This is a genomic window from Bradyrhizobium sp. NC92, assembly GCF_025200865.1.
In the GTDB taxonomy this organism is placed as follows: domain Bacteria; phylum Pseudomonadota; class Alphaproteobacteria; order Rhizobiales; family Xanthobacteraceae; genus Bradyrhizobium.
In genome coordinates this window covers 5,176,552-5,201,176 of sequence record NZ_CP104171.1, presented here as the reverse complement: position 1 = coordinate 5,201,176, position 24,625 = coordinate 5,176,552, and the positions used below count along the sequence as shown (strand labels likewise).

27 protein-coding genes are annotated in these 24,625 nt (G+C 65.5%); 17 read left to right on the top strand and 10 right to left on the bottom strand.

The annotated features are described in order from the left end of the window. The first annotated feature begins 286 nt into the window (after positions 1–286). From N2602_RS24485 to N2602_RS24475, 3 genes are read left to right on the top strand one after another with little or no spacing between them, the layout of a single operon-like run. Positions 287–1,693 carry a DegQ family serine endoprotease gene (locus tag N2602_RS24485; RefSeq protein WP_260379723.1) on the top strand — a complete coding sequence of 469 codons (1,407 nt, stop codon included), beginning with the start codon at positions 287–289 and terminating at the stop codon, positions 1,691–1,693. Continuing rightward, entirely contained in the window at positions 1,690–3,027 is a 1,338-nt protein-coding gene (locus N2602_RS24480; protein ID WP_260379722.1) for a replication-associated recombination protein A, read from the top strand. Before N2602_RS24485 ends, N2602_RS24480 begins: the two co-directional genes overlap by 4 nt. Positions 3,028–3,079: 52 nt before the next feature. After that, the gene (locus tag N2602_RS24475) at positions 3,080–4,303 is read left to right on the top strand and encodes an RluA family pseudouridine synthase (protein WP_212254956.1); all 1,224 of its coding nucleotides are present in this window, start codon (positions 3,080–3,082) and stop codon (positions 4,301–4,303) included. A gap of 166 nt (positions 4,304–4,469) precedes the next feature. Here the strand turns inward: N2602_RS24475 and N2602_RS24470 are convergent, their stop codons facing one another. Beyond that, a complete protein-coding gene (locus N2602_RS24470; protein ID WP_212254957.1) occupies positions 4,470–4,916 on the bottom strand; it encodes a hypothetical protein in 447 nt (148 codons plus the stop codon). A 75-nt stretch (positions 4,917–4,991) separates the two neighbouring features. Between N2602_RS24470 and N2602_RS24465 the strand changes: the two genes are divergently transcribed. The 4 genes from N2602_RS24465 (at position 4,992) to N2602_RS24450 (ending at position 8,629) form a co-directional block, all read left to right on the top strand. After that, positions 4,992–5,786 carry an ATP12 family chaperone protein gene (locus tag N2602_RS24465; protein WP_260379721.1) on the top strand — a complete coding sequence of 265 codons (795 nt, stop codon included), beginning with the start codon at positions 4,992–4,994 and terminating at the stop codon, positions 5,784–5,786. 55 nt (positions 5,787–5,841) lie between these two features. Further along, positions 5,842–7,476: a flagellar hook-length control protein FliK gene (locus N2602_RS24460; RefSeq protein ID WP_260379720.1), complete on the top strand. Its 1,635-nt coding sequence runs from the start codon at positions 5,842–5,844 to the stop codon at positions 7,474–7,476. Then, a complete protein-coding gene (locus N2602_RS24455) occupies positions 7,473–7,736 on the top strand; it encodes an EscU/YscU/HrcU family type III secretion system export apparatus switch protein (RefSeq protein ID WP_025036968.1) in 264 nt (87 codons plus the stop codon). Before N2602_RS24460 ends, N2602_RS24455 begins: the two co-directional genes overlap by 4 nt. 74 nt (positions 7,737–7,810) lie before the next feature. Then, positions 7,811–8,629 carry a penicillin-binding transpeptidase domain-containing protein gene (locus N2602_RS24450; protein WP_260379719.1) on the top strand — a complete coding sequence of 273 codons (819 nt, stop codon included), beginning with the start codon at positions 7,811–7,813 and terminating at the stop codon, positions 8,627–8,629. 11 nt (positions 8,630–8,640) lie between these two features. On the opposite strand, the gene N2602_RS24445 is transcribed toward N2602_RS24450, so the two are convergent. The 3 genes from N2602_RS24445 to N2602_RS24435 all read right to left on the bottom strand — a co-directional run bounded on the left by N2602_RS24445 (position 8,641) and on the right by N2602_RS24435 (position 10,477). Continuing rightward, entirely contained in the window at positions 8,641–9,060 is a 420-nt protein-coding gene (locus tag N2602_RS24445) for a hypothetical protein (protein WP_260379718.1), read from the bottom strand. Positions 9,061–9,340: 280 nt separating this feature from the next. Further along, a complete protein-coding gene (locus N2602_RS24440) occupies positions 9,341–9,931 on the bottom strand; it encodes a hypothetical protein (protein ID WP_260379717.1) in 591 nt (196 codons plus the stop codon). 147 nt (positions 9,932–10,078) lie between these two features. Further along, positions 10,079–10,477, bottom strand: coding sequence for a DUF4260 domain-containing protein (locus N2602_RS24435; protein WP_260379716.1), 399 nt, complete (start codon positions 10,475–10,477; stop codon positions 10,079–10,081). Positions 10,478–10,617: 140 nt separating this feature from the next. Between N2602_RS24435 and N2602_RS24430 the strand changes: the two genes are divergently transcribed. Both N2602_RS24430 and N2602_RS24425 read left to right on the top strand, forming a co-directional pair. Continuing rightward, complete coding sequence (locus N2602_RS24430) at positions 10,618–12,150, top strand: acyl-CoA carboxylase subunit beta (RefSeq protein ID WP_172783220.1); 1,533 nt, start codon at positions 10,618–10,620, stop codon at positions 12,148–12,150. Between the two features lie 102 nt (positions 12,151–12,252). Beyond that, complete coding sequence (locus tag N2602_RS24425; protein ID WP_172783221.1) at positions 12,253–12,600, top strand: hypothetical protein; 348 nt, start codon at positions 12,253–12,255, stop codon at positions 12,598–12,600. Between the two features lie 112 nt (positions 12,601–12,712). Here the strand turns inward: N2602_RS24425 and N2602_RS24420 are convergent, their stop codons facing one another. Both N2602_RS24420 and N2602_RS24415 read right to left on the bottom strand, forming a co-directional pair. After that, complete coding sequence (locus tag N2602_RS24420; RefSeq protein WP_172783222.1) at positions 12,713–12,865, bottom strand: hypothetical protein; 153 nt, start codon at positions 12,863–12,865, stop codon at positions 12,713–12,715. Between the two features lie 75 nt (positions 12,866–12,940). Further along, entirely contained in the window at positions 12,941–13,594 is a 654-nt protein-coding gene (locus N2602_RS24415) for a glutathione S-transferase family protein (protein ID WP_260379715.1), read from the bottom strand. 128 nt (positions 13,595–13,722) lie between these two features. On the opposite strand from N2602_RS24415, the gene N2602_RS24410 reads away from it, so the two are divergent. Next, positions 13,723–14,037, top strand: coding sequence for a hypothetical protein (locus N2602_RS24410; protein WP_260379714.1), 315 nt, complete (start codon positions 13,723–13,725; stop codon positions 14,035–14,037). Between the two features lie 114 nt (positions 14,038–14,151). Beyond that, positions 14,152–14,439, top strand: coding sequence for a twin-arginine translocation (Tat) (locus N2602_RS24405; protein WP_260379713.1), 288 nt, complete (start codon positions 14,152–14,154; stop codon positions 14,437–14,439). A 157-nt stretch (positions 14,440–14,596) separates the two neighbouring features. On the opposite strand, the gene N2602_RS24400 is transcribed toward N2602_RS24405, so the two are convergent. Together N2602_RS24400 and N2602_RS24395 are read right to left on the bottom strand one after the other, a co-directional pair. Then, a complete protein-coding gene (locus N2602_RS24400; RefSeq protein ID WP_172783804.1) occupies positions 14,597–14,848 on the bottom strand; it encodes a GCG_CRPN prefix-to-repeats domain-containing protein in 252 nt (83 codons plus the stop codon). Positions 14,849–15,071: 223 nt separating this feature from the next. Continuing rightward, positions 15,072–15,761 carry a winged helix-turn-helix domain-containing protein gene (locus N2602_RS24395; RefSeq protein ID WP_260379712.1) on the bottom strand — a complete coding sequence of 230 codons (690 nt, stop codon included), beginning with the start codon at positions 15,759–15,761 and terminating at the stop codon, positions 15,072–15,074. 209 nt (positions 15,762–15,970) lie between these two features. On the opposite strand from N2602_RS24395, the gene N2602_RS24390 reads away from it, so the two are divergent. Genes N2602_RS24390 through N2602_RS24380 form a run of 3 tightly spaced genes read left to right on the top strand, consistent with a single transcriptional unit; the run spans position 15,971 to position 17,515 of the window. Continuing rightward, positions 15,971–16,279 (top strand): NIPSNAP family protein, encoded by a 309-nt coding sequence (locus tag N2602_RS24390; protein WP_260379711.1) that lies wholly within the window; start codon positions 15,971–15,973, stop codon positions 16,277–16,279. Positions 16,280–16,303: 24 nt separating this feature from the next. Further along, positions 16,304–16,663 (top strand): antibiotic biosynthesis monooxygenase, encoded by a 360-nt coding sequence (locus N2602_RS24385; RefSeq protein WP_260379710.1) that lies wholly within the window; start codon positions 16,304–16,306, stop codon positions 16,661–16,663. 42 nt (positions 16,664–16,705) lie between these two features. After that, a complete protein-coding gene (locus N2602_RS24380) occupies positions 16,706–17,515 on the top strand; it encodes an oxaloacetate decarboxylase (protein WP_260379709.1) in 810 nt (269 codons plus the stop codon). Positions 17,516–17,674: 159 nt separating this feature from the next. Here N2602_RS24380 and N2602_RS24375 read toward each other — a convergent pair whose 3' ends face one another. Further along, a complete protein-coding gene (locus N2602_RS24375; RefSeq protein WP_172783229.1) occupies positions 17,675–18,067 on the bottom strand; it encodes a hypothetical protein in 393 nt (130 codons plus the stop codon). 166 nt (positions 18,068–18,233) lie between these two features. Between N2602_RS24375 and N2602_RS24370 the strand changes: the two genes are divergently transcribed. Beyond that, positions 18,234–18,878 (top strand): trimeric intracellular cation channel family protein, encoded by a 645-nt coding sequence (locus N2602_RS24370; protein ID WP_172783230.1) that lies wholly within the window; start codon positions 18,234–18,236, stop codon positions 18,876–18,878. Positions 18,879–18,983: 105 nt separating this feature from the next. On the opposite strand, the gene N2602_RS24365 is transcribed toward N2602_RS24370, so the two are convergent. After that, entirely contained in the window at positions 18,984–20,189 is a 1,206-nt protein-coding gene (locus N2602_RS24365) for a cytochrome c (RefSeq protein ID WP_260379708.1), read from the bottom strand. Between the two features lie 283 nt (positions 20,190–20,472). Between N2602_RS24365 and N2602_RS24360 the strand changes: the two genes are divergently transcribed. Then, positions 20,473–23,964 carry an indolepyruvate ferredoxin oxidoreductase family protein gene (locus N2602_RS24360; RefSeq protein ID WP_260379707.1) on the top strand — a complete coding sequence of 1,164 codons (3,492 nt, stop codon included), beginning with the start codon at positions 20,473–20,475 and terminating at the stop codon, positions 23,962–23,964. 176 nt (positions 23,965–24,140) lie between these two features. Next, positions 24,141–24,611, top strand: coding sequence for an immunity 26/phosphotriesterase HocA family protein (locus tag N2602_RS24355; RefSeq protein ID WP_260379706.1), 471 nt, complete (start codon positions 24,141–24,143; stop codon positions 24,609–24,611). Positions 24,612–24,625: the final 14 nt, after the last annotated feature.

Sequence of the window (24,625 nt, the reverse complement as noted above, 5' to 3'; positions counted from 1 at the left end):
CCCAAGTCGCGAACGCAGAGCCTAGGTGTGATCGATGACTGCCCCGCGACGCTGCGAACGGTTGCGTGGGTTCCCACTGATGCAAATTCGCCGCAACCGAATCCGCCTCACACCACCATGCAAGATGATGCACATCATGCCAATCCGCCGCCCGGGTAAATTGCAGATTCGCACGGCACCCTTGCATGCCGGACACGCCGGAGAAGGGGGCGAATATTGCCCTCCGGCGCCCTTCTATTGGGGGGCGAACGCGCCTATATTCCGGCGTCTTTTCCAAGAGGTAGGAATGTTTCGAGCGACCTGGACTGCCGCCGTCACGGCGCTGTGCGTAGCCCTTTCGGCCACCTTCAATCCGGCTGTTGCGCAGGACCGTCGGGTCCCGTCGTCGCCGGCCGAGCTGCGGATGTCCTATGCGCCGATCGTGCAGCGGGTGCAGCCGGCGGTCGTCAACGTCTATGCCGCAAAGGTCGTGCAGAACCGCAACCCGCTGCTGGATGATCCGATCTTCCGCCGCTTCTTCGGCGTGCCGGGCCAGCAGCCCGAGCAGATGCAGCGCTCGCTCGGCTCCGGCGTCATCGTCGATGCCTCCGGTCTCGTCGTCACCAACGTTCACGTCATCGAGGGCGCCGACCAGGTGAAGGTGTCGCTGTCGGACAAGCGCGAGTTCGAGGCCGAGATCCTGCTCAAGGATTCCCGGACCGATCTCGCCGTGCTGCGCCTGAAGGACAGCAGGGAGAAGTTCCCAACGCTCGACTTCACCAATTCCGATGAACTCCTGGTCGGCGACGTCGTGCTCGCGATCGGCAATCCCTTCGGCGTCGGCCAGACCGTGACCCACGGCATCATCTCGGCCCTGGCGCGCACGCAAGTCGGCATCACCGACTATCAGTTCTTCATTCAGACCGATGCGGCGATCAATCCCGGCAATTCCGGCGGCGCGCTGGTCGACATGGCCGGCAAGCTCGCCGGCATCAACACCGCGATCTATTCGCGCTCCGGCGGCTCGCAAGGAATCGGCTTCGCGATTCCCGCCAACATGGTGCGCGTCGTCGTCGCCTCCGCCAAGAGCGGCGGCAAGGCGGTGAAGCGTCCCTGGCTCGGTGCGAAATTGCAGGCGGTCACGCCGGAGATCGCCGAGAGCCTCGGCCTGCGCTCGCCGACCGGTGCGCTGGTCGCGAGCGTGGTGTCGAACGGTCCGGCGGCGAAAGCCGGCCTGAAATCCTCCGACCTCATCACCGGGATCGACGGCCAGACCGTGGATGATCCCAACGCCTTCGACTATCGCTTCGCAACCCGTCCGCTCGGCGGCACCGCGCAGCTCGACGTGCAGCGCGGCGGCAAATCGGTGAAGCTGACGGTGGCGCTGGAGACGGCGCCCGACACCGGGCGCAACGAGCTCGTCGTCACCGCGCGCTCGCCGTTCCAGGGCGCCAAGGTTTCGACCATCACGCCGGCCGTGGCCGATGAGCTGCGTCTGGATGCCGACACCGAAGGTGTCGTGATCACCGATATCGGCGGCGATACCGCGGCTGCGAGTGTCGGCTTCCAGAAAGGCGACATCATCCTCGCCGTGAACAACCAGAAGATCAGCAAGACCGGCGACCTCGAGAAGGCCGCGGGCGAGCGGCCGCGGATCTGGCGCATTACGCTGGTGCGCGGCGGCCAGCAGATCAACGTCACGCTGGGCGGATGAGTCCGAAGCGACCACAGGAGACGCCGACTCTCTTTGCCGCGGCGGGGCTCGATCACGATGCTCCGCATCCGCTGCCGGACCGGCTGCGCCCGCGCACGCTCTCGGAGGTCGTCGGCCAGGATCACATCCTCGGTCCGGACGGTGCGCTGACGCGCATGCTGGAGACGCGCACGCTGGGCTCGCTGGTGTTCTGGGGCCCGCCCGGCACCGGCAAGACCACGGTGGCGCGGCTCTTGGCTGACGCGACCGATCTGCATTTCGAGCAGATCTCGGCGGTGTTCTCCGGCGTCGCCGATCTGAAGAAGGCATTCGACGCCGCGCGCGCCCGCCGCGAGATGGGCAAGGGCACGCTGCTGTTCGTCGATGAGGTGCATCGCTTCAACCGCGCGCAGCAGGACTCCTTTCTGCCCGTGATGGAGGACGGCACGGTCGTCATGGTCGGCGCCACCACCGAGAACCCGTCCTTCGAGCTCAACGCGGCGTTGCTCTCGCGGGCGCGCGTGCTGGTATTCCGCTCGCTCGATGCGGCCGCGATCGAAAAGCTGTTCGCGCATGCTGAAGCCGTCGAGGGCAGGAAGCTGCCGCTCGATGCGGAGGCGCGCGCGGTGCTGGTCCGCATGGCCGACGGCGATGGCCGTGCGTCGTTGACGCTCGCCGAAGAGGTCTGGCGTTCGGCGCGTGCGGACGAGATCTTCAATGCCGTGCAGCTGCAGGAGATCCTGCAGCGCCGCGCGCCGATCTACGACAAATCGGCCGACGGCCACTACAACCTGATCTCGGCGCTGCATAAATCGGTGCGCGGATCGGATCCCGACGCCGCGCTGTATTATCTCGCGCGTATGCTCGACGCCGGCGAGGACCCGCTGTTCCTGGCCCGCCGCGTCGTGCGCATGGCGGTGGAGGATATCGGACTTGCCGATCCGCAGGCGCTCGTCATCGCCAATGCGGCGAAAGACGCCTTCGACTTCCTCGGCCATCCCGAGGGCGAACTCGCCATCGCACAGGCCGTGGTCTATCTCGCCACCGCGCCGAAATCGAACGCGGTCTACACCGCCTTCGGCACCGCGATGCAGGTCGCCAAGCAGGCCGGCTCGCTGCTGCCGCCAAAGCACATCCTCAATTCCCCGACCAAGCTGATGAAGTCGGAAGGGTACGGCTCCGGCTACGAATACGACCACGACGCGCCGGACGCCTTCTCCGGCCAGGACTATTTCCCGGAGGCCCTGGGTCGCCAGACCTTCTACGACCCGCCCGAGCGCGGCTTCGAGCGCGAGATTCGGAAGCGGCTGGATTATTGGGCCAAGCTGCGCAAGGAGCGGGGCGGCTCGCCCTAGAAGCGGCCATTTCGTCGTGACGGCAGGCGGCTTTTAGGGTACGCAGGCAATCATGAGCCGCCGCATCAAGAGAATGAACCCAAAGCCGCGTTCGCGTGACGAGCGCGACGATTCGCGCCCGCATCAGGCGCGTAGCGCGAAGAAGGCCGGGCCGCGTCCGGGTGGCAAGCCCGGCGGCAAGCCGGGTGCAAAGCCGCGCTTTGTGGGCGAGCGCGCCGAGCGGCGTCCGCCCAACGCGGTCCAGGAGAGGCCTGCGCCTGAGAAGTCCGTCGAGGCGCTGCTGCCGACCAAGGTGCAGACCGTCACGGTCACGGCCGACGAGAACAACATGCGCGTTGACCGCTTCCTGGAAGCGCGCTTTCCCGGCCTGTCGTTCTCCCACATCCAGCGCGTCGTGCGCAAAGGCGAGCTGCGCGTCGACGGCAAGCGCGTCGACAGCAAGGACCGGCTGGAGGAGGGGCAGAGCGTCCGCATTCCGCCGCTGAAGCTCGATGCGCCGAAGGCGGCAGGCCCGCTCTCGGAGGCTGCGCAGAAGACGCTCAAGGCGCTGAAGGAGATGACGATCTGGGAAGACGACGACGTCCTCGTCCTGAACAAGCCGGCCGGCCTTGCCGTGCAGGGCGGCTCGGGCATGACGCGCCACATCGACCAGATGCTGGAGGTGATGCGCGATGCCAAGGGTCAGAAGCCGCGCCTCGTCCACCGCATCGATCGCGAGACGTCGGGTTGTCTCCTGATCGCCAAGACGCGCTTTGCCGCCTCGCATCTGACCGGCGCGTTCCGCTCGCGCTCGGCGCGCAAGGTCTATTGGGCCCTGGTGCCGGGCCTGCCGAAGCCGAAGCAGGGCCGCATCTCGACCTTCCTCGCAAAGGAGGAGGGCGAGGACGACACCATCATGCGCATCGCCCAGCATGGCGATGAGGGCGCGAGCCACGCGGTGACGTACTACGCCGTGGTCGAGACCGCCGGCAACAAGCTGACCTGGGTGTCGCTGAAGCCGGTGACGGGCCGCACCCACCAGCTGCGCGCCCACATGGCCCATATCGGCCATCCCATCGTCGGCGATCCCAAATATTTCAACATCGAGAACTGGCAGCTGCCGGGCGGCCTGCAGAACCGGCTGCATCTGCTCGCACGCCGCATCGTCATCCCGCATCCGCGCGGCGGCGTGATCGACGCCACCGCGCCATTGCCACCGCACATGCAGCAGTCGTGGAACCTGCTCGGGCTCGACGCAACCAGATTTGATCCGATCGAGAACGCGCCAGAGGAGTAGGGCTGAGCTCCGCTGTTAGTCCCGTCATTGCGAGGAGCCCGCGACAAAATTGCGTAGCAATTTTGCGCTGGTGCGACGAAGCAATCCAGACTGCCTCGCGGAGAGATTCTGGATTGCTTCGCTACGCTCGCAATGACGGTGCGGAGACAGCAATGGTTGGCCACCCTCAATTCCGGAACTGCTCCAGAAACATCCGCAAGGAGTCATGCGGACTCTCGACATCTGTGATCAGCCAGCCCTCGGGCCCGTTGACCACGACAAAGTTCAGCGCCACCCGGCGACCGCGATTGTCGAAATTCGCGGCGACATATGTCTTGTCGTATTGCCTGCGGACGACCGCGATCGTAACAGGGCCGATCTTCCAGCTCTGGCTCTGCACCAGGAAATCATAGGGCTCGACTCTCGGCGCGCTCCAGGCCTTGCGCAGTGGCGGATCGAAGAATTGGCGGGCGGTCACGGCATCCCGCGGCAAGCCTTTTGACAGCTCCGGCGCCCCTTCGCCGTAATGGGCATAGACGTTGCGGACCAGCGATTCCGGGGTGCGGAAGCCGGCCTCCGCCGCGGCCAGCCAAAATCCTGCCAACAGGGCCCCAATGCCCGCAACTTCCCTCATGCCCGCCGCTCGCTTTATCGGCCGCCGGTCTTATCTTAGAAGCCTAGCATCCAGTGACCGGAACCGAAAACCGACATGCGCGAATTGTTCGAAGAAGCAGCAAGCCAGCCCCCGCCGGATCCCCGGGACTCGGCGCGCGCCTCCACGCGCACGCCGCTGCGCAAGCGCTTCTACAAGGAGGCCGGCGTCGCCGATGCCGAGGGCGGCTTCGCCATCACTCTCGACAGCAAGCCGATCCGCACGCCGTCGGGTCGCCAGGTGGTGATCCCGACGCGCGCGCTCGCAGATCGCGTCGCCGCGGAATGGGCGGCCCAGGGTGAGACGATCGATCCCGTGACCATGCCGTTGACGCGGATCGCCAACAGCGTGGTCGAGGGCGTCGTCGATCGCGTCGAGCTCGTCAGCGACGACCTCGCCAAATATTTCGAGTCCGACTTGCTTTTCTATCGTGCCGGCCATCCCGAGGGACTGGTCGCCCGCGAGGCTGCGCATTGGGACCCCGTGCTGTTCTGGGCGGCGGAGACGCTGGGGGCGCATTTCATCCTGTCGGAGGGCGTGATGCACGTGAAGCAGCCGGACGAGGCTTTGAAGGCCGCACGGGCCGCGCTGCCCGGCGACCCCTGGTCGGTCGCCGCGCTCCACATGGTGACGACCCTGACCGGCTCGGCGCTGCTGGCGCTGGCGCTGGACCAGGGCGTGCGCGATGCCGACCAGGTCTGGGCCGCCGCCCATGTCGACGAGGACTGGAACGCGGAGCAATGGGGCGTGGACGAGGAGGCGGCCGCCCGCCGCGCCGCCCGCCTGAAGGATTTCCAGGCCGCCGTGACGGTTCTGGCGGCGGTGAAGTCGCCGGCTGTCCAAGGTCCTTAACGAGAGGTTTACGAGGCAGCGGTTACGGTAGCCGGCGCTCCCTAAGGCTGCCGAGATGCCGACGCCGGTCACTTCCATTGCTCCCGTCAACGCTGCCAGCCGCCCGGCTGATGCGGCGACACCGGATCTCGTGCTTCAAGCCGGCAGTGTGGTCGATGCCAGGGTGGTCAGCGTGCTCGCCGACAATCTGGTGCGGATCGCGATCGCCAACCTGTCGATGGACGTGATGTCGGAGGTGGCGCTGGCGCCGGGGCAGAACCTCCAGCTCGCGGTCTCGCAGAACAACGGCGCCATTCGCCTCGCCGTCATGAGCGGGGCAGGCGAGGCGGCGGGCGATCAGGTTACGCTGACGCCGCGGGCGGCCGCGCTGGTGGACAGCCCGCCGCTGGCGCCGTCAGTGGCAACGGCACGGAACACCCTGACGCCGTCCGAGCAGGCCGCCGTCGCGACGGCCTCTGCCGAGGCCGCGACCAAACAGGGGAGCCAGGCGCCGCTGTTCGCCGACCTGGCCTCCGTCGTGACAGGCAGCAACCTGCCCGCAGGGCTGAAGCAGGCGGTGCTCGACGTGCTTGCGCAACAGACGCCGCTCAACCAGGCCCTCGACGGCGGCGATATCGAATCTGCCTTCCAGAAGTCCGGGCTGTTTTTCGAGGCGTCATTGGCCGCAGGCACAACGCCGTCCTCCGGCGTGATCCCGGACTTGAAGGCCGCACTGCTGGTGTTACGCCAGACGCTGGCGTCGACCTCCGGCGCGATCGAGACGGGAGTGCCGCAGGCAACTCCGCAAGGTGTGTCGCTGCCGGCGAGTGCTGCGGCCACGACGCAGACCGCAGCCTCCGCGGCTGGGCTGGCGGGCGGGACGGCACAAGCGGCGTCGCCGTCACCGGATGCGGACGTCGCCCAACCGGCGCAATTGTCGCGCGGCGCGCTTGCTGCCGCCGTGCTGGCCGAGGGCGCGGGCAACAATCCGCAAGCCGCGGTGCCGCGAACCATGTCCGCCGGCCTAGCCGCGAGCCTGCTGCAAGAGCTCACGCAAAATCTGCCGCGCCTGACCGGCAACGTGCCGGGCTCCAACAAGGCCGTGCCGGATGCGCACATCTTCGAGGCTGCCGCACACCCGACGCCTCCGCCAGTCCGCGGTGCGCTGCCGGCGCCGCAGTCCATCGCCGGGCCGTCGCTTGCGCCGGACACGCCGCTGGCTGCGACCGTGCATCGTCTGCTCGACGACACCGATGCCGCGATCGCGCGGCAGACGTTGTTGCAAATTGCCTCGCTCCCCGATCGCACCGACGCCAGCGGCCACCGCATCGATCCGGCCGTGCCGCAGTGGAATTTCGAAATCCCGTTCGCGACCCCGCAAGGCACCGCGATGGCGCAATTCGAGATCTCGCGAGACGGCGGCAATGAGTCCGCCGATCCCGCCAAGCGCGCCTGGCGCGCGCGCTTCTCGCTCAATGTCGAGCCGGCCGGACCCGTGCATGCGCTGATCACGCTGAACGGCGACAAGACCTTCGTCCGGATGTGGGCGGAGCGGCCCGCCACCGCGCAACAGCTCCGCGCCGGCATCGGTGAGCTCAGCCAGGCCTTGACGAAGGCCGAGCTCAAGCCCGGCGATATCGTCGTCCGCGCCGGCACGCCGCCGCCACCGGCGCCGGCCCGCGCCGGCCACTTCCTGGATCGCGCCACATGAGCGATCCGTCCAAGCTCGCGATCGCGCTGCATTACGAGAAGGGATCCGGCGCGCCGGTCGTCGTCGCCAAGGGCAAGGGCACGATCGGCGAAAAGATCGTCGAGATCGCCAAGGCCCACGATATTCCGATCGAGGAGAACGAGGTTCTGGCCGGCGCGCTGTCGAAGGTCGAGCTCGGCGACGAGATCCCGCCGGATCTCTACAAGGCCGTCGCCGAGGTGCTGGTGTTCGTGCTGCGGCTGTCGGGCCGGGGGCGATAGAAACCATCTGTCATCGTTTCACCACGTCTCGGCTGCAAGGTCGCGGCCACTTTCATCATTCGACGGACACTGCCTTGCTCACCCGCCGTTCCACCCTCGGCCTCCTCGCCGCAACCGCGATCCTGCCCCGACGCGCGCGCGCCCATGTCGCGCCACCGCGCAATGAAATCAGCGACACGCTTGCAAAGCGCTTCACCGAGCTCGGCACGTCAGGCACGTTCGTCGGCTACAAGGTCGAGGATTATCTGATCGTCGCCAGCGACAAGGAACGCTCGGGCGAGGGCAAGCTGCCGGCCTCGACCTTCAAGATTCCCAACTCGCTGATTGCGCTCGAGAGCGGTGTCGTCACTGATCCCGACAAGGACGTGTTTCCCTGGGACGGCGTCAAGCGCCCGATCGAGGCCTGGAACAAGGATCACACGCTGCGCAGCGCGCTTCTCGTGAGCGCGGTGCCGGTCTATCAGGAGATCGCGCGCCGCATCGGCGAGGTGCGCATGCAGCAATACGTCGACGCGTTCGACTACGGCAATCGCGACATCGGCGGCGGCATCGACCAGTTCTGGCTCGCCGGGGCCTTGCGCATCGATCCGGTCGAGCAAGTCGATTTCGTCGACCGGCTGCGCCGCCGTGCGCTGCCGATCTCAAAGCGCAGCCAGGACCTCGTCTGCGACATCCTGCCGGCGACCAAGGTCGGCAACAGCGTCATCCGCGCCAAGTCCGGCCTCCTGGGCGCCGAGCGCGGCGAGCCTTCGCTCGGCTGGATGGTCGGCTGGGCCGAGAAGGGCGAGGCGCATACCGTGTTCGCGCTCAACATGGATTGCAAGGAGCCGCGCTACATCGAGGCTCGCATGACGCTGACGCAAGCCTGCCTTTCCGAGATCGGTGCGATCTAGCGCGACCGTCGTCAAGCCGGCACCTGAACCTCGGTCGTCGCAATCAGACGCCAATCGGCGAGCGCGGCCAGGCGGTGGGGCTCGGCCTCACGTCGGTAGTCGGAGCTCAAGACGATGGCTCGAAAGGTCGCGAAGTCGGGGTAGCGGACCATTGCGGCGTCGTGCCAGGCTTCGCCTTGCGCCGCAACCAGCAGGGCTCCGACAGAGCCAAGCCAAGTCGGCGTGACCCCTAGCGGAATTGCGACCTTGCGAAATGCGGGGACATAGCGCGTGTAATAGGCTTCGCGCCCGCTGCAGGCCGGAAGCTCGGACTTGTTCCGGTACAAGGCCTCATCCCGATAGCGTAGAAGATTGAGCATGAAGATGGGTTGATCTCCGGGCAAGCTCGAGCCTGCGGTCACGAGTGATCCATTATCGATATCGACGAACATTGTTCTCTCCGGTCGTGAGTTCTTGCTGCGAGCTGATATCGCTTCGGACGCCCGGCCTTGTAGTGGTTTCGAAGTCACTGCTATGATGACGTCATGGCAACACCACGCAGCCATCAGCAACTCCGGCTGGCGCGTGCCGAATACGCCGATCCACGCCGTCCAGGTCAGCCGCAAACAGATGCCGACACGGATCCGCAGTCTCTTGCGGGTCCTCTCAGAGAGTGCATCGACATGGGATTATCGTGGCTAGACCGGGCCTGCTTCGGTCGCCGGGCGGCGTTCAGGCAGGGTCAGGCTTCGCCGTCAGCGCCTGGTCAATGGCGAAGCCGCCGATCTCGCTCATGGCCTGCGAGATCGGATCGCCGCGCCGGGCAAAGCAGCTCGAGAGATAATCGAACTGCGTCCGCGCCAGCCGCAGCGCCTCGATCGGCACCGAGACCACGGTCTCGTTGAAGCTGTCGACGGAGGCACGCAAGCTGTCGAGCTCCGTCGTGAGCTTGCCGATATGACTGTCGGCATGCTGCATCAGCGCGAGCAGCTTGCCGCGCTCGGCATCGAAGGCGGCGCGCTCGGCTGCGGTCGCGGCGGTGAGCTCGGCGAGCTGCGCCCGCAGCGCCGCGATCTGGCCGACCATGGCGTCGGAAGCGAGTTCGGCGGACTCGCGCAGCTCGGCGTTGCGCGTGCTCTCTTCCTGTGCCTGATGATAGAGCCGCTCGGCCGACATCGCCCGCTGGCTCAGCGACTCGATCATGCTGGCTGCACGCAGCAGCATCTCGCCGTTCCGCCCCGACACCATGCCGGCCATGCGGCGCAGGAAGTCGATGGTTTCGGACGCTGGGTTCGGCGGCAGGGGGACGACCGTCGCGGACATCTCGGTGATGCCAGTTGGTGATGCTCGAGCTAAGGCGTAAAGAACCGCCGCCGTACACTGGGCTCACGCAACATTCGGCGCCTGATCGTTCCGGAGCAAGCCTGAATCGGTCGGCCCGGTCAACCTGCCGGGCTGCCAAATTTGAGGTCAGGAGTCCTTCTGCCGCCCGATCCGTCCCAAATGGGTGAAGCCGAACCCGGCGGAATATTTCAGGCCGTAGCCGAGCGCCCGGTCGAGGCCGATATGGGCAAGCCAGATCAAGGCGATGGAAAGGGTGAGGGGCGAGGCGAGGCCGAAGCCCAGCGTCAGCAACGCCACCGGTGCCATGTAGCTGTGGGCAGCGTTGTAGACCATCGCGCCGAACCTGGCGTCGTAGGCCAGGAAGCTCAGATCGGGCACGAAGAACAGCAGGGCAAACACCAGCCACGACCCGTCCCAGGCCGCATAGAGCGTCACCATCGCTGCAAACAGGGTCAGGCCCTCCAGCCGCAGCAGGATGTTGACGCCGCCCGTCGCAGCGCCCGTCTCGCCCCTTCCTTCCGTCACGCTCGCCTCCTCGGCAAAACTTTGTAATTCCTTGCGCTTTCCCGCTACGGCAAGCCAGCCCTGCGACGGCGAAAGCGGCTTTCCGGGTCGCAAAATGCCGTGTTAGAACCCGCCCATCACTTAAGAACTGGCGGGAGCAAATGAAACACATCCTGGACGCCCTTGAAGATCGTCGTGCCGGCGCAAAGCTCGGCGGCGGGGAGAAGCGCATCGAGGCGCAGCACGCCCGCGGCAAGCTGACGGCGCGCGAGCGCATCGAGCTGTTGCTCGACAAGGGATCGTTCGAGGAGTTCGACATGTTCGTCGAGCACCGCTCCACCGAGTTCGGCATGGAGAAGACGAAGGTGCCGGGCGACGGCGTCGTCACGGGATGGGGCACCGTCAACGGCCGCAAGACATTTGTCTTCGCCAAAGACTTTACGGTGTTCGGCGGCTCGCTGTCCGAGACCCACGCGCTCAAGATCACCAAGTTGCAGGACATGGCGATGAAGGCGAGGGCGCCCATCATCGGCCTCTATGACGCCGGCGGCGCCCGCATCCAGGAAGGCGTCGCCGCGCTCGCCGGCTATTCCTACGTGTTCCGCCGCAACGTGCTCGCCTCGGGCGTGATCCCGCAGATCTCCGTCATCATGGGCCCCTGCGCCGGCGGCGACGTCTATTCGCCTGCGATGACCGACTTCATCTTCATGGTGAAGAACACCAGCTACATGTTCGTCACCGGCCCCGACGTGGTGAAGACCGTGACCAACGAGGTCGTCACCGCCGAGGAACTCGGCGGCGCCTCGGTGCATGCGACGCGATCCTCGATCGCCGACGGCGCCTTCGAGAACGACGTCGAGACGCTGTTGCAGATGCGGCGCCTGATCGACTTCCTGCCCTCCAACAACACCGACGGCGTGCCGGAATGGCCGAGCTTCGATGACATCGAGCGGGTCGACATGTCGCTCGACACGCTGATCCCCGACAATCCGAACAAGCCCTATGACATGAAGGAGCTGATCCTGAAGGTCGTGGACGAGGGCGACTTCTTCGAGATCGCGGAAGCCTTCGCCAAGAACATCGTCACCGGCTTCGGCCGCATCGCCGGGCGCACCGTCGGCTTCGTCGCCAACCAGCCGATGGTGCTGGCCGGCGTGCTCGACAGCGACGCATCGCGCAAGGCGGCGCGCTTCGTCCGCTTCTGCGACGCCTTCAACATCCCGATCGTCACCTTCGTCGACGTGCCGGGCTTCCTGCCCGGCACCGCGCAGGAATATGGCGGCCTGATCAAGCACGGCGCCAAGCTCCTGTTCGCCTATTCGCAATGCACCGTGCCGCTCGTCACCATCATCACCCGCAAGGCCTATGGCGGCGCCTTCGACGTCATGGCCTCCAAGGAGATCGGCGCCGACATGAACTACGCCTGGCCGACCGCCCAGATCGCGGTGATGGGCGCCAAGGGCGCGGTCGAGATCATCTTCCGCAGCGACATCGGCGACCCCGACAAGATCGCAGCCCGCACCAAGGAATACGAAGACCGCTTCCTGTCACCCTTCATCGCCGCCGAGCGCGGCTATATCGATGACGTCATCATGCCGCACTCGACCCGCAAGCGGATCGCCCGGGCGCTTTCGATGCTGAAGGACAAGAAGACGGAAATGCCGGCGAAGAAGCACGACAATTTGCCGTTGTGAGGGGAGGCGTAGGGCGGGTTAGCGAAGCGTAACCCGCCACCCATCCGAACCCGCGGATTACGGCTGCGCCTAATCCGCCCTACAATCGGTATCCTCAATCCAATGACCGAAGACGATCCGACCGACGAAATCTCCGACATCGAAGATCGGATCGAGCGGCTCGCCGAGATCGCCGAGCGGTGCCGGAAGTACATCCTGGCGTCTAAGATCGCGATCGGGGGCGGGGCGGCGCTGCTGCTGGTGACGATCCTCGGTCTGTTCGGATTTGGTCAGACCGCAGCGCTCGGATCAATCGCCCTGGTGCTCGGCGGGATCGTCTCGCTCGGCTCGAACGTCTCGACGTTGCGACAGACGGACGAGGCCATCAGTGCTGCGGAGGCGCGGCGTTCAGCGTTGATCGGCAGCATTGATCTGAGGGTCGTCGCCGATGCTCCGCTGAAGCTGGTGTGACGCGGCAGGGTGGATTAGCGACAGCGTAATCCACCAAGGTATGCGTCACCGGGATGGAGAAGTGGCGGATTACGCTAGCGCTAATCCGCCCTACGTATCTCCCCGGTCCACCTCACGCGGCGGTCTTGAGCGTCAGCTCCGACAATTCGGCGCGGCATTCGGCGGCGTAGGCCTGGAGCCGGTCGGCGGTCTGCCGGTCGAGGATGGCCTTGGCCAGCCGCTCGGCGCGCGCGATCTGTCGTTTGAGATATTCGATGCGGACCATGTGGCACCTGTCAAATTGCTTTCTTCCAATGGTGGCGACTGTACGCCGGGCACAGGATTGATTATGTGAGGCGCATCACGCCCCGCGTGCCTTGTCCCCCGCAGCAAAATGCGCCATCTGGTCGGCGTGCGCCTTGGCGAACGCCGGGCGGGCCGTGGCGCGCGCGGCATAGGCGCGGCAGGCAGGACTTTCCGCAAGCCCGTCGAACTTGTCGACCACGCGCAGTACGTCCGCCATCAGGATGTCGGCGACGGAGAAGGATCCGGCCAGCCATTGGCGGGGGCCGAGCACCGGCTCGAGACGCCTGAGCCGGAGCTTGAGGAAGTCGTCGACGAATTTCCACGCCGCCGTGTCGGTCGGATGTCCCATGAACTTTGACATCGTCCAGGGCAGGCTGGCCATCTCCACCGAATTGAGCGCCGCGAACACCCATTTCGTCGCTTCAGTGCGGCCGCGCGGATCTGTCGGCATCAGCTTGTCGCTGCGCTCGCCGAGATGCAGCAGGATCGCGCCGGTCTCGAAGATCGAGATGTCGCCGTCGGTCAGCCACGGCACCTGGCCGAACGGCTGGTGCGCGAGGTGCGCAGGCCCGCGATCGTCGAACGGGGTGCTGGCGACGCGATAGGGCAGGGCGGCCTCTTCGAGAGCCCAGCGCACGCGCAAGACGCGCACGAGGCCACGCGGCGGCTCGGGAACCCAATTGAAGGTGGTCAGGGTGAGGTCGGCCATTTGCTGTCTCCGTCCTGGTTCGACGCATAGGACGAGCGAAGGGCGTCCATTCCGACACCAAGGCCAACCTTTTTGTCGCCGGCGGCGGAAAGCGGTTAGTTTTGCGGCAAACAAAGGGAGGAAACCCGATGCCAGCAGCCTTCTTCGTCGTTCGCGCCGTCGTTCCCGACGCCAGCAAGCGCGCTGCTTTCGACCGATGGTACGAGACGGAACATTTGCCCGACGCGGTGAAGGCCTTCGGCGTGAGCAAAGCCTGGCGGTTCTGGAGTCTCGACGATCCCTCGCTGCACCAGGCGATGTATCAGTTCGAGGACGAGGCCAAGCTGAATGCGATGCTGAGAGGTGACGCGCTGCAAAAGCTCGTCGCCGATTTCAACCGCGACTGGCCCGACGTGAAGCGCTCGCGTGAGACGCTGCTGCTGGCGCAGGAGTTTTCTCAATAGGGCGCACCGAATGTCCGCTCGCAACGAATTCTGAACACGCGATTCAGCCTTGGTTCATGTCGTGGCCGCGACACTTCCTCTGCATCACTTGCCAGGTAGCCTAGAGGAATTGCCATGGAGCGCCGGAACTTTTTGAAACTTGCCTTGGGATTGACGGCGGGCGCCGCCGCCTTCGCCGCGACTGCCGCGCAGGCCGCGCCGCTGTCACCGCAGCCGCTCGCTGATCCCGCCCGGCCGCCGCAAGGTAATCCCGACGCTCATCCTGCGGTCACCACCAGCGAGGAAGCCGCCAAGCTGACGCCTGAGCAAGTTCATTGGCGTGGGCGCGGCCGCCACTGGGGCTGGCGCCGCCGCCATTGGCGCCGGCATTACCGGCGCTGGCACCGCCGCCATTACTGGTAAGCTCGCGGCCATTCTCGGACGCGACGGGGATCGCCGCTGGCGGTCCCCGTTTCGATTTGGGAAGTGCTCCGGTTCCGCTGCGGGTGAATCGTCAGCAACAAAAAATGGCCGCGCAGGCATTCGCCCCGCGGCCATTTTGCAACGGAATGGAAGGAGATCAGAACGGGCGGCAGCGGCCGGCGTACCAGCGGAAACCGTAGGGGCATACGCGCGCACGAGGCACGACGACGACCGGCGCCGGGGCGACCACCACCGGGGCGGGGCGAACCACGACAGCGCCGCGCATCGGACGGCAACCGCCATAGGGGCCGCGATACCAGCCCGGGCCGCAACCGCCGGCGGCGCTGGCCGCCTCGCTGAAACCGACGACCGCACTGGCGAGCATGACGGCGGCGAACAGGTATTTCATTTGATCTTCCTTCTTGTCCTTGGGGGCAGGCTTCGGGGAATAGCGCTTGCGGGCGCACAATGAATCAAGAGACACGATTCGACACGTTAAATCTGGGACGTGCCGAGACGTCGCGATCCAAACCTGCCAATCATGACCTGAATGCGGCATGAACGTTGGCAGCATTGGGTCTCGGACGACACGCTGCTGTCGCTAGCGGCCGCGAACGTGACCGATGCCCGGATCACTTGCCGAACAACGCAGCGAACTGCTTCTCGCCGGTGCGGGTGAAATTCACGACGCGGCTGCCGGGCGTGGGATCGCGCGCCGCCCATTTCAGCTCGGCAAAGCGCTGCATCATGGCGGCCCCCAACGTGCCGGCGAGGTGATGACGCCGTTCGCTCCAGTCGAGGCAGGCCTTGCAGACCGGGCGTCGCGGGTGGCTGAGCATGTCGGGCGAGATCTGCAGGTGCCTGGCGAGAAAGCGCTCGCCCTCGGCGGTCAGCTCGATCTCCTGCTTCCTCTGCCTGACCAGATGCCGCTCGCGCAAGGAGTCCAGCATCTGCACGCCGAGATCGCCGGCGAGATGGTCGTAGCAGATCCGCGCGCGCCGGAGCGCAGGGTCCTTTGGACCGGTGCGCACGCGCATATGGCCGGTGCGCGCCGCAAGCCCAGCCAGCCGCTCGAGCACGCTGGCGACGTCGTCGTCGGTGAGGCGGTAATAGCGATGGCGGCCCTGCTTCTCCGGCTCGATGAGGCCGCCGGCCTCGAGCTTCGACAGATGCGAGCTCGCGGTCTGCGGCGTGATGCCGGCCTCCTGCGCGAGCTCGCTCGCCGTGAGCGCGCGGCCGTTCATCAGCGCCGTGAGCATGTTGGCGCGGGCGGGGTCGCCGACCAGCGAGGCGACCATGGCGATGTCGGGTCCTGATTTCATGCTTCGATGGTAACCGAAGCATTGTCGTCGGGCAAGGACGTACCCTCTCACCAAGTCGTCATTGCGAGGAGCGCGCCAGTAGGGTGGGCAAAGGAGCGCAGCGACGTGCCCACCAATCGTCGTGGCGGACAAAGGACGTGGGCACGCTTCGCTTTGCCCACCCTACGAGACCTGCGCTCGCAATGACGCCATGGAAACAGGAGCCCATCATGTCCGTCACCGTCTTCATCCGCTACCAGCTCGATCCGTTCAAGCGCGCCCAGTTCGAGGAATATGCGAAGCGCTGGCTCACCATCATCCCGAGATGTGGCGGCGAGTTGATCGGCTACTTCATGCCGCATGAGGGCACCAACAACATCGCGTTCGGGCTGATCAGCTTCGAGAGCCTGGCCGCCTATGAAGCCTATCGTGCGCGGTTGCGGCAGGACTCCGAGGGCATGGCCAACTTCCACTTCGCCGAGGAACACAGATTCATCCTCGCTGAAGAACGCACCTTCCTGCGCAAGGTGGTATTGTAAGTCCACCAACAGCAGGAGACGCCCATGATCGCCGTGATCTTCGAGGTCTGGCCCAAGCCGGAACATCGCCAGGACTATTTCGACCTCGCGGCCGATCTGAAGCCGCTGCTGCAGACCATCGACGGCTTCATCTCGGTCGAGCGTTTCGAGAGCCTGACTGAGAAGGGCAAGATCCTGTCGGTGTCGTTCTGGCGCGACGAGGCAGCCGTCCAGGCCTGGCGCAACACCATGGAGCACCGCCGCACCCAGGCCAAAGGCAGGGCGCAGATCTTCGCCGATTATCACCTGCGCATCGCCAGCGTGATCCGGGACTATGGCATGACCGACCGCGAGCAGGCCCCGAAGGACAGCCGCGCCGTGCACGACGCCTACTGGCGGAGTTGAGAACGCACGCCTATCTCTGCGCGGCCAACAAGGGAGAGAAACATGCACGTGACGACCGCTGACAAGCGCGCGACGTTCAGGAAGATGCACGAGAGCGGCTGCTTCGTTTTGCCCAATCCGGTCGATGTCGGCAGTGCGAAAGCCTTGCAGCATCTCGGATTCAAGGCGATTGCGTCATCGAGCGCGGGCTTTGCCTGGACCATCGGCAAGGCCGACAACCACGTCACCGTCGAGGACGTCTGTCAGCATCTGGCAGCATTGAGCTCGGCCGTCGACATCCCCGTGAACGCCGACTTCGAGGGCGGCTTTGCGGTCGAGCCCGACAAGGTCGCAGACAATGTCGAGCGCGGTGTGCGCACCGGCGTCGCCGGCCTGTCGATCGAGGATTCCACCGGCGACAAGGACAAGCCGCTCTACGACCGTGCGCTGGCCGTCCAGCGCATCAAGGCCTCGCGCAAGGCGATCGGCGACAGCGGCACGCTGCTGGTCGGCCGATGCGAGGCGTATCTCTGGGGCGTGACGGATCTCAAGCTCGTCATCGACCGGCTCACCGCCTATGCCGATGCCGGCGCCGACTGCCTCTATGCGCCGGGTCTGAAGAGCCGCGCGGACATCGCCGCAGTGGTGAAGGCTGTCGCACCAAAACCGTTCAATCTTCTGATCGGCGCGTCCGGCCTGTCGCTGCAGGAAGCCCAGGATCTCGGCGTGCGCCGCATCAGCGTCGGCGGCTCGCTCGCCCGCGCCGCCTGGGGCGGCTTCATGCGCGCGGCGAAGGAGATGGCGGAGAAGGGCACCTTCACCGAGCTCGGCGGCGGCTATCCCGGTGGCGAGCTCAACAAGATGTTCGGCTAGAGCATGATCCGGAAAAGTGTGAAGCGGTTTTCCGAAACGATCATGCTCAAACAAAGATCTAAAGCGCGATGACGATTCGTCCAAATCTCATCGCGCTTTAGCCAAACGAAAAGCGGCGGGATGTTGCATCCCGCCGCTCTCGCGCTTTACTGCGAGATGTTACTTCGCGCCGTCGGACGGAGCCGGCGTCGTCGGGGCCGGCCTGCTCGGCGCGGCGCCGGTGGTCGTGCCCGGCTCGGTGTTGCTGCGTGGCGTCACGTCACGCATGCCGGGAGGTGCGGCCGGACTGGCCGGCGCGGTCTGCTGAGCGGTTCGCGATGCCGGCTCATTGCTCGCCTGGTTGCCGGTGGTCGTGTTGTTCAAGCCGTAGAACACCGCGCCCAGCACCAGGGCGACGGCCACCGCGAACAGTGCGATCTTGCCGCTGGAGGCGGGACCTTCCCCGAGCTCGGGATCGGCCTGCAGGTCGGCATCCCGGCGCGCCGCGCGAGTATACTCATCGTCGGCGAGGTTCGGGCGGTACGGATCGTTGGGAAAACGGTCGTCAGCCATCGATTGGATCTCCTCGGGTTATGACCCCCGGACAACCCACAGCTGCGAGATTCTGTTCCGCGCCACCTGATGCTTTCGTCGCATATTGCCCCCATCCGGGGAATCGGGAACCTGTTCTGTCTGACCCCGGGCCTTGAGTTCCCTATCGGGGAGGAGGAACACGGCGATGTGGAGCCTGCCGCCGACGGATAGCGTGCTGCATTTCCTGTCCCTTGTGGCGGTGGCCGCGCAGGGCATGACGGCTGCGCTCGCTGCCGGACGCCGCAGCATGGATTGGCTGGGGGTCTGCTTCCTCGGCTGCATCACTGCGCTCGGCGGCGGCACGTTGCGCGATCTCTTCCTCGGACATTATCCGCTGGCCTGGGTGCAGAGCCCCATCTATCTCGCGCTCGCCGGCGGCGCCGCCTTCCTCACCATCCTGTTTGCGCGTCTCGTGCATCGGCTGAAGGTCGCCTTCATCGTGCTCGATGCCATCGGTCTCGTCGTCTTCACCATGGCCGGCTGCGACGTGGCCTGGCAGATGGATGCGACACTGCCCATCGTCATCGTCTCCGGCATGGTGACGGGCTGCGCCGGTGGCGTGCTGCGCGACGTGCTCTGCAACGACGTGCCGCTGCTGTTTCGCTCCGAGCTCTACGCCAGCGTCTCGGTGGTGACGGGATTGTTCTATGCCACCGCGTTTGGTCTCAAGCTCAATGCGGAGCTCTGGACCATCCTGACCTTCGTCCTCGGCATCAGCTTCCGCCTGCTTGCGGTGCGCTACAAATGGGAGATGCCGAAGTTTGTGTTCACGGGGGATGAGGAGCGATAGCTCCATCCACGCCGTCATTGCGAGCGCAGCGAAGCAATCCAGAGTCCCTCCGCGGAAAGATGCTGGATTGCTTCGCTGCGCTCGCAATGACGGGGAGAGAGCTGACTACTTCTCCTTCCTTGCCTTCGCCACCTGTGCCGGCGTCACCAGCGGGCCCGCATTGCCCCAGGAATTGCGGATGTAGTTCGTCACCGCGGCGATCTCGGCGTCGGACAGCTGCTTGGCGTAAGCAGGCATCTCGCCAATGTTCGGCGCGCGCGGTGTCGTCACGGTGTGAGCACCGTCGAGGATGATGCGCAAGGTCGAGGACGGATTGACCGATTGCAGCAGCGCATTGCCCGGCAGCGGCGGATAGATGCGCGGGCTGCCGGTGCCGTCGGTCTCGTGGCAGGCGACGCAGAGCTTCGCATAGACGGCCTGTCCGGCCGTCATCTCGGCTTCCTCCGGCGGCGTCACGATCGTCTCGCGCCGCGCCGGCGGCAGGCTCTTCAGGTAAACCGCGATCGAACGCACATCGGCATCGCTCATCTTCGCCGTCGAGCCAACGATCACCTCGGCCATCGGTCCGCCGGCATGGCTCCTGGCGTTGCGGCCGCTCTGCAGATATTCGGCGATGTCTGCCTCGCTCCAGGATTTCAGCCCCGTGCGGGTGGCACCGTCGAGCCGCGGCGCGTACCAGCCGCCGACCTCATTGCCCGAGAGCGCCTGCGCCTGCTTGTCGGCGCCGAAATAGTTCTTCGGCGTATGGCAGGCGCCGCAATGGCCGAGCCCGGTGACGAGATAGCCGCCTCTGTTCCACGCCGCGCTCTGGCTCTGGTCCGGCTCGAACAGGCCGGGCTTGAAATACAGGGCGTTCCAGATCCGCATCAGGCCGCGATAGCCGAATGGCCAGCGCAGTTCCGGCGGCTTGTTGCTGCTGACGACGGGCGCAAGGCTGCCGAGATAGGCCCGGATCGCCAGCGTGTCGTCCTTCGTCATCTTCGTGAAGTAGGGGTAGGGGAACGCCGGGTAATAGTTCGAGCCGTCGGGCGCGATGCCATAGCGCAGGGCGCGGGTGAAATCGGCATCCGCCCAGGCGCCGATCCCGGTGTCGCGGTCGGGCGTCAGGTTCGGCGCGTAGATCGCGCCGAAGGGCGTGTCGATGCGTTTGCCGCCGGCAAACGGTTTGGCCGGATCGGCGGTGTGGCAGCCCGCGCAGTCGCCGGCTTCGACCAGCGCCTTGCCATAGGCGATCAGCTCCGGCGCCGGCTCGGCAATCGCCGCGCTGGCGACTGCACTGCACAACGCGATACCGGCCAGAATCGTCCGCATGCTCGGTCTCTCCTGCGACCAATCGACCCCACCAGCATGAACGCAGCGTCGATTCATTTCGCAACGACGGGGGTATGGTGACACAAACTGAAAATCGCCAACGTGTTTCAGGCCACGAAATTGCGATTTTTACCCGAGGCCTCCTTTGGTCCAGATTTGTGGTGCGGATCATGAAATATCCGACATAGAGTGGCGCAGATGGTCGGCGCGCCCTAGCTAAAAACAACGGGCGGGCAACGACTTAAGTCAGCAAGACCTGAACAGGGCGCAAGCGAGGACAAGCATGGGCATCAACCAGGGTCCGATCAGTCTCGATCAAAAGTACACCCAGCAGACCGGACACGTCTTCACCACGGGCATCCAGGCCCTGGTCCGCTTGCCGATGGCCCAGATCCGGCGCGACCGTGCCAACGGCCTCAACACCGCGGGCTTCATCTCGGGCTATCGCGGCTCGCCGCTCGGGGGTTACGACCAGCAGCTGTTCGCCGCCCGCAAGCACCTCGAGCAGTACAACATCAAGTTCCAGCCGGGCGTGAACGAGGACCTCGCCGCGACCGCGGTATGGGGCTCGCAGCAGCTCAACCTCTCGCCGGGCGCCAAATACGACGGCGTGGTCGGCATCTGGTACGGCAAGGGCCCCGGCGTCGACCGCTGCGGCGACGTGTTCCGCCACGGCAATGCCGCGGGCTCGGCCAAGAACGGCGGCGTGCTCTGCCTTGCCGGCGACGACCACGGCGCCAAATCCTCCACCGTCCCGCATCAGTCCGACCACGCCTTCATCTCGGCGCTGATGCCGTATCTCTATCCCTCGAGCATCCACGAGATGATCGAGATGGGCCTGCTCGGCATCGCGATGTCGCGCTATTCCGGCTGCTGGGTCGGCATGAAGGTGATCACGGAGACGGTGGAGACCACCGCCGAGATCGATCTCGCCGACGAGATGAAGCCGTTCATCATCCCCACCGATTTCGAGCTGCCACCCGGCGGCCTCAACCTGCGCTGGCCCGACGACCGCTTCGAGCAGGATCGCCGCCTGCAGGACTACAAGGGCTTTGCCGCCATCGCCTTTGCCCGCGCCAACAAGGTCAACCGCGTCACCATGGATTCGCCGAACGCGCGTTTCGGCATCATGGCCTCGGGCAAGAGCTACGAGGACGTGCGCCAGGCGCTGCGCGAGCTGGGGATCACCGAGGAGGTCGCCGCTCGAATCGGCCTTCGCCTCTACAAGATCGGCATGCCCTGGCCGCTGGAGCCGGAGGGCGTGCGCAACTTCGCGGTCGGGCTCGAGGAGATCTTCATCGTCGAGGAGCGCCGCGAGATCGTCGAGAACCAGGTCAAGCAGGAGCTGTTCAACTGGCGCGACGACGTCCGGCCCCGCATCGTCGGCAAAATGGACGAGCACGACAAGCGTTTCCTGACCTTCGCCGCCGAGCTCAGCGTCGCCTCGCTCGCGACCTCGCTCACCGAGCGACTGCTTCGACTTGATCTCAACCCCGAGATCGCGGAGATGCTCCGCGCCAAGGCCGACTGGTTCAACGGCCGCCAGGCCACGCAAATGCAGGCTGTCGCGCCGGTCTCCCGCACTCCTTATTTCTGCTCCGGCTGCCCCCACAACACCTCGACGAAAGTCCCCGAAGGCAGCCGCGCGCTCGCCGGCATCGGCTGTCACTTCATGGCGCTGTGGATGGACCGCTCGACCGAGACGTTCACGCATATGGGCGGCGAGGGCGTGCCCTGGGTCGGCATCGCGCCCTTCACCAACGAGAACCACATCTTCGCCAATCTCGGCGACGGCACCTACTTCCACTCCGGCATTCTCGCCATCCGCCAGGCGATCGCCTCCAAGGCCAACATCACCTACAAGATCCTCTACAACGACGCGGTGGCCATGACCGGCGGCCAGCGTCATGACGGCGATCTCTCGCCGCAGAAGATCATGGCCCAGCTTCATGCCGAGGGCATCAGCGAAATTTATCTGGTCTCGGAAAACCCCGACGCTTACCCGGCAGACACCATCGCGCCCGGGGTGAAGAAGTATCACCGCGACGAGCTCGACAACGTCATGAAGATGTGCCGCGAATACAAGGGCACCTCCGCGATCGTGTTCGTGCAGACCTGCGCCGCCGAGAAGCGCCGTCGCCGCAAGCGCGGCCTGATGGAGGACCCGGCGCGCCGTGTCATGATCAATCCGGCCGTCTGCGAAGGCTGCGGCGATTGCTCGGTGCAGTCGAACTGCATCTCGGTCGAGCCGCTGGAGACCGAGTTCGGCCGCAAGCGCGCCATCAACCAGTCGTCCTGCAACAAGGACTATTCCTGCCTGAAGGGATTCTGTCCGTCCTTCGTCACCATCGACGGCGGCGCGCCGCGCCACCGCGCGCCTGCCGAGTTCGCCGAGATCGGCGCGCTGCCCGAGCCGGCCTCACGCCCGACGCTCGACAAGCCCTATAACATTGCCGTCGGCGGCGTCGGCGGCACCGGTGTGCTCACCATCGGCGCGCTGCTCGGCATGGCCGCCCATATCGAGGGCAAGGCCTCGATGATCCTCGACATGTCGGGCCTCGCGCAAAAGGGCGGGGCGGTGCTCAGCCACGTCCGCCTGTCGGATCATCCGGCCGAGGTGACCTGCTCGCGCATCGTCACCGGCACGGCCGATCTCGTGCTCGCCGCCGATGAAGTCGTCGCGGTCGCCAAGGACACGATCACCCTTTGTGACTCCACCCGCACCCGCGGCATCATCAACAGCCACGTCATTCCCACCGCCGACTTCGTCCTCAACCGCGATTTCAATTTCCAGACCCGCAAGCTGACCGGGCTTTTGGAAACCGCGCTGCACAAGGATTCGGTTTTCTTCGACTTCACCAAGCCTGCCGAGCAGCTGCTCGGCGATGCCATCGCCACCAACATGATGATGATGGGCTATGCCTATCAGAAGGGTCTGTTGCCGCTGTCCGCGGAAGCAATCGAGCAGGCCATCGAGGTCAATGGCGTCTCGATCAAGATGAACAAGGAAGCCTTCCGCCTCGGCCGTCTCGCAGTCGCCGATCCCCAGCGTCTTGCCGACATGCTGAAGGGCGCGGACGGGGTGATCGCGCCGAAGACGCTGGATGCCATGACGCTGGACGAGGTCATCGAGCATCGCGCCAAGCATCTGACCGCCTACCAGAACGCTCGTCTCGCCAAGCGCTATCGCAAGCTGGTCGACCAGGTGCGCGATGCCGCGGCAAAGGGAGGCTATGGCGATGCACTGCCGCGCGCGGTCGCGGTGAACTACGCCAAGCTGCTGGCCTACAAGGACGAATACGAGGTCGCGCGCCTCTACACCGACGGCGCCTTTGAGCAGCAGCTCCGCGACCAGTTCGAGGGTGACTTCAAGTTCAATTTCAACCTCGCGCCGCCCATCCTGGCAGGCGGTGTCGATGCCTTGGGCCGTCCCAAGAAGCGCGCCTTCGGCCCGTGGATGCTGAACGTCTTCCGCGTGCTGGCCAAGTTCAAGTTCCTGCGCGGCACGCCGTTCGACATCTTCGGCCGCAGCGCCGACCGCAAGCTCGAGCGCGACCTCATCGCCGGCTATGAAAAGGACGTCGCCACCGTGCTCGGCCTGCTGTCGCCCGTCACGATCGACACCGCGGTCGAGCTGCTCTCGCTGCCCGACCGCATCCGCGGCTACGGCCCGGTGAAGGAGAAGGCCGTACACGACGCCAAGGCCCGCTACGCTCAGCTCGCCGCGGACCTCGCCAACCCGCCGCCTGCGCCAAGGCAGATCGCGGCGGAGTAGGGCGGTCTCGTAGGTCCTGTAGGGTGGGTTAGCCTTGCGAATGCGCGAAGCGCGGTTCGCGAGGCGTAACCCACCGCTTCTGCCTCCGCTGAGAACAAAGCGGTGGGTTACGCCTTCGGCTAACCCACCCTACGACACTGCGCCACTCATCCCGTCATCGGTACGGTCGACAGCAGATGAAACTGCCCTACGAGGAAGGCTCCGTGTTCGCATTGCCGCTTCGAAACGGCGGATTTGCCCGTGGAGTCGTTGCCCGGTCGCCCCGCCGGGGACGGGTTCTGCTGGGATACTTTTTCGGTCCGCGTCTCGAAACGCCAGCAGCGGCGATGCTCGATGAGCTTCATCCCAATCTTGCCGTGGCCCGAATTCGCTTCGGAGACCTCGGGCTGATCGAAGGCCGGTGGTTGATCATTGGCAAGATTCCCAGTTGGAATCAGGCAGATTGGCCATTCCCCGACTTTGTCAGGCGCGATCCAATTTCGAGAAAGGCTTGGCTGGTGCGGTACGCGAACGACGATCCGCTTCGCAGCGTGTCCGAGCTTCTCTCGAACTATGATGACCTGCAGCTGTTGGACAGCGACGGCCTGTTCGGTGCAGGAGCAGCGGAAGCAAGGATTTCAAAGCTCCTGGCCCCTCGGCTACATTAATCGGATCGTAGCGC

Coding starts and splice junctions, on each gene's coding strand:
- N2602_RS24485 (WP_260379723.1), top strand. CDS start 287: ATGTTTCGAGCGACCTGGACTGCCGCCGTCACGGCGCTGTGCGTAGCC.
- N2602_RS24480 (WP_260379722.1), top strand. CDS start 1,690: ATGAGTCCGAAGCGACCACAGGAGACGCCGACTCTCTTTGCCGCGGCG.
- N2602_RS24475 (WP_212254956.1), top strand. CDS start 3,080: ATGAGCCGCCGCATCAAGAGAATGAACCCAAAGCCGCGTTCGCGTGAC.
- N2602_RS24470 (WP_212254957.1), bottom strand. CDS start 4,916: ATGAGGGAAGTTGCGGGCATTGGGGCCCTGTTGGCAGGATTTTGGCTG.
- N2602_RS24465 (WP_260379721.1), top strand. CDS start 4,992: ATGCGCGAATTGTTCGAAGAAGCAGCAAGCCAGCCCCCGCCGGATCCC.
- N2602_RS24460 (WP_260379720.1), top strand. CDS start 5,842: ATGCCGACGCCGGTCACTTCCATTGCTCCCGTCAACGCTGCCAGCCGC.
- N2602_RS24455 (WP_025036968.1), top strand. CDS start 7,473: ATGAGCGATCCGTCCAAGCTCGCGATCGCGCTGCATTACGAGAAGGGA.
- N2602_RS24445 (WP_260379718.1), bottom strand. CDS start 9,060: ATGTTCGTCGATATCGATAATGGATCACTCGTGACCGCAGGCTCGAGC.
- N2602_RS24440 (WP_260379717.1), bottom strand. CDS start 9,931: ATGTCCGCGACGGTCGTCCCCCTGCCGCCGAACCCAGCGTCCGAAACC.
- N2602_RS24430 (WP_172783220.1), top strand. CDS start 10,618: ATGAAACACATCCTGGACGCCCTTGAAGATCGTCGTGCCGGCGCAAAG.
- N2602_RS24425 (WP_172783221.1), top strand. CDS start 12,253: ATGACCGAAGACGATCCGACCGACGAAATCTCCGACATCGAAGATCGG.
- N2602_RS24420 (WP_172783222.1), bottom strand. CDS start 12,865: ATGGTCCGCATCGAATATCTCAAACGACAGATCGCGCGCGCCGAGCGG.
- N2602_RS24415 (WP_260379715.1), bottom strand. CDS start 13,594: ATGGCCGACCTCACCCTGACCACCTTCAATTGGGTTCCCGAGCCGCCG.
- N2602_RS24410 (WP_260379714.1), top strand. CDS start 13,723: ATGCCAGCAGCCTTCTTCGTCGTTCGCGCCGTCGTTCCCGACGCCAGC.
- N2602_RS24405 (WP_260379713.1), top strand. CDS start 14,152: ATGGAGCGCCGGAACTTTTTGAAACTTGCCTTGGGATTGACGGCGGGC.
- N2602_RS24400 (WP_172783804.1), bottom strand. CDS start 14,848: ATGAAATACCTGTTCGCCGCCGTCATGCTCGCCAGTGCGGTCGTCGGT.
- N2602_RS24395 (WP_260379712.1), bottom strand. CDS start 15,761: ATGAAATCAGGACCCGACATCGCCATGGTCGCCTCGCTGGTCGGCGAC.
- N2602_RS24390 (WP_260379711.1), top strand. CDS start 15,971: ATGTCCGTCACCGTCTTCATCCGCTACCAGCTCGATCCGTTCAAGCGC.
- N2602_RS24385 (WP_260379710.1), top strand. CDS start 16,304: ATGATCGCCGTGATCTTCGAGGTCTGGCCCAAGCCGGAACATCGCCAG.
- N2602_RS24380 (WP_260379709.1), top strand. CDS start 16,706: ATGCACGTGACGACCGCTGACAAGCGCGCGACGTTCAGGAAGATGCAC.
- N2602_RS24375 (WP_172783229.1), bottom strand. CDS start 18,067: ATGGCTGACGACCGTTTTCCCAACGATCCGTACCGCCCGAACCTCGCC.
- N2602_RS24370 (WP_172783230.1), top strand. CDS start 18,234: ATGTGGAGCCTGCCGCCGACGGATAGCGTGCTGCATTTCCTGTCCCTT.
- N2602_RS24365 (WP_260379708.1), bottom strand. CDS start 20,189: ATGCGGACGATTCTGGCCGGTATCGCGTTGTGCAGTGCAGTCGCCAGC.
- N2602_RS24360 (WP_260379707.1), top strand. CDS start 20,473: ATGGGCATCAACCAGGGTCCGATCAGTCTCGATCAAAAGTACACCCAG.
- N2602_RS24355 (WP_260379706.1), top strand. CDS start 24,141: ATGAAACTGCCCTACGAGGAAGGCTCCGTGTTCGCATTGCCGCTTCGA.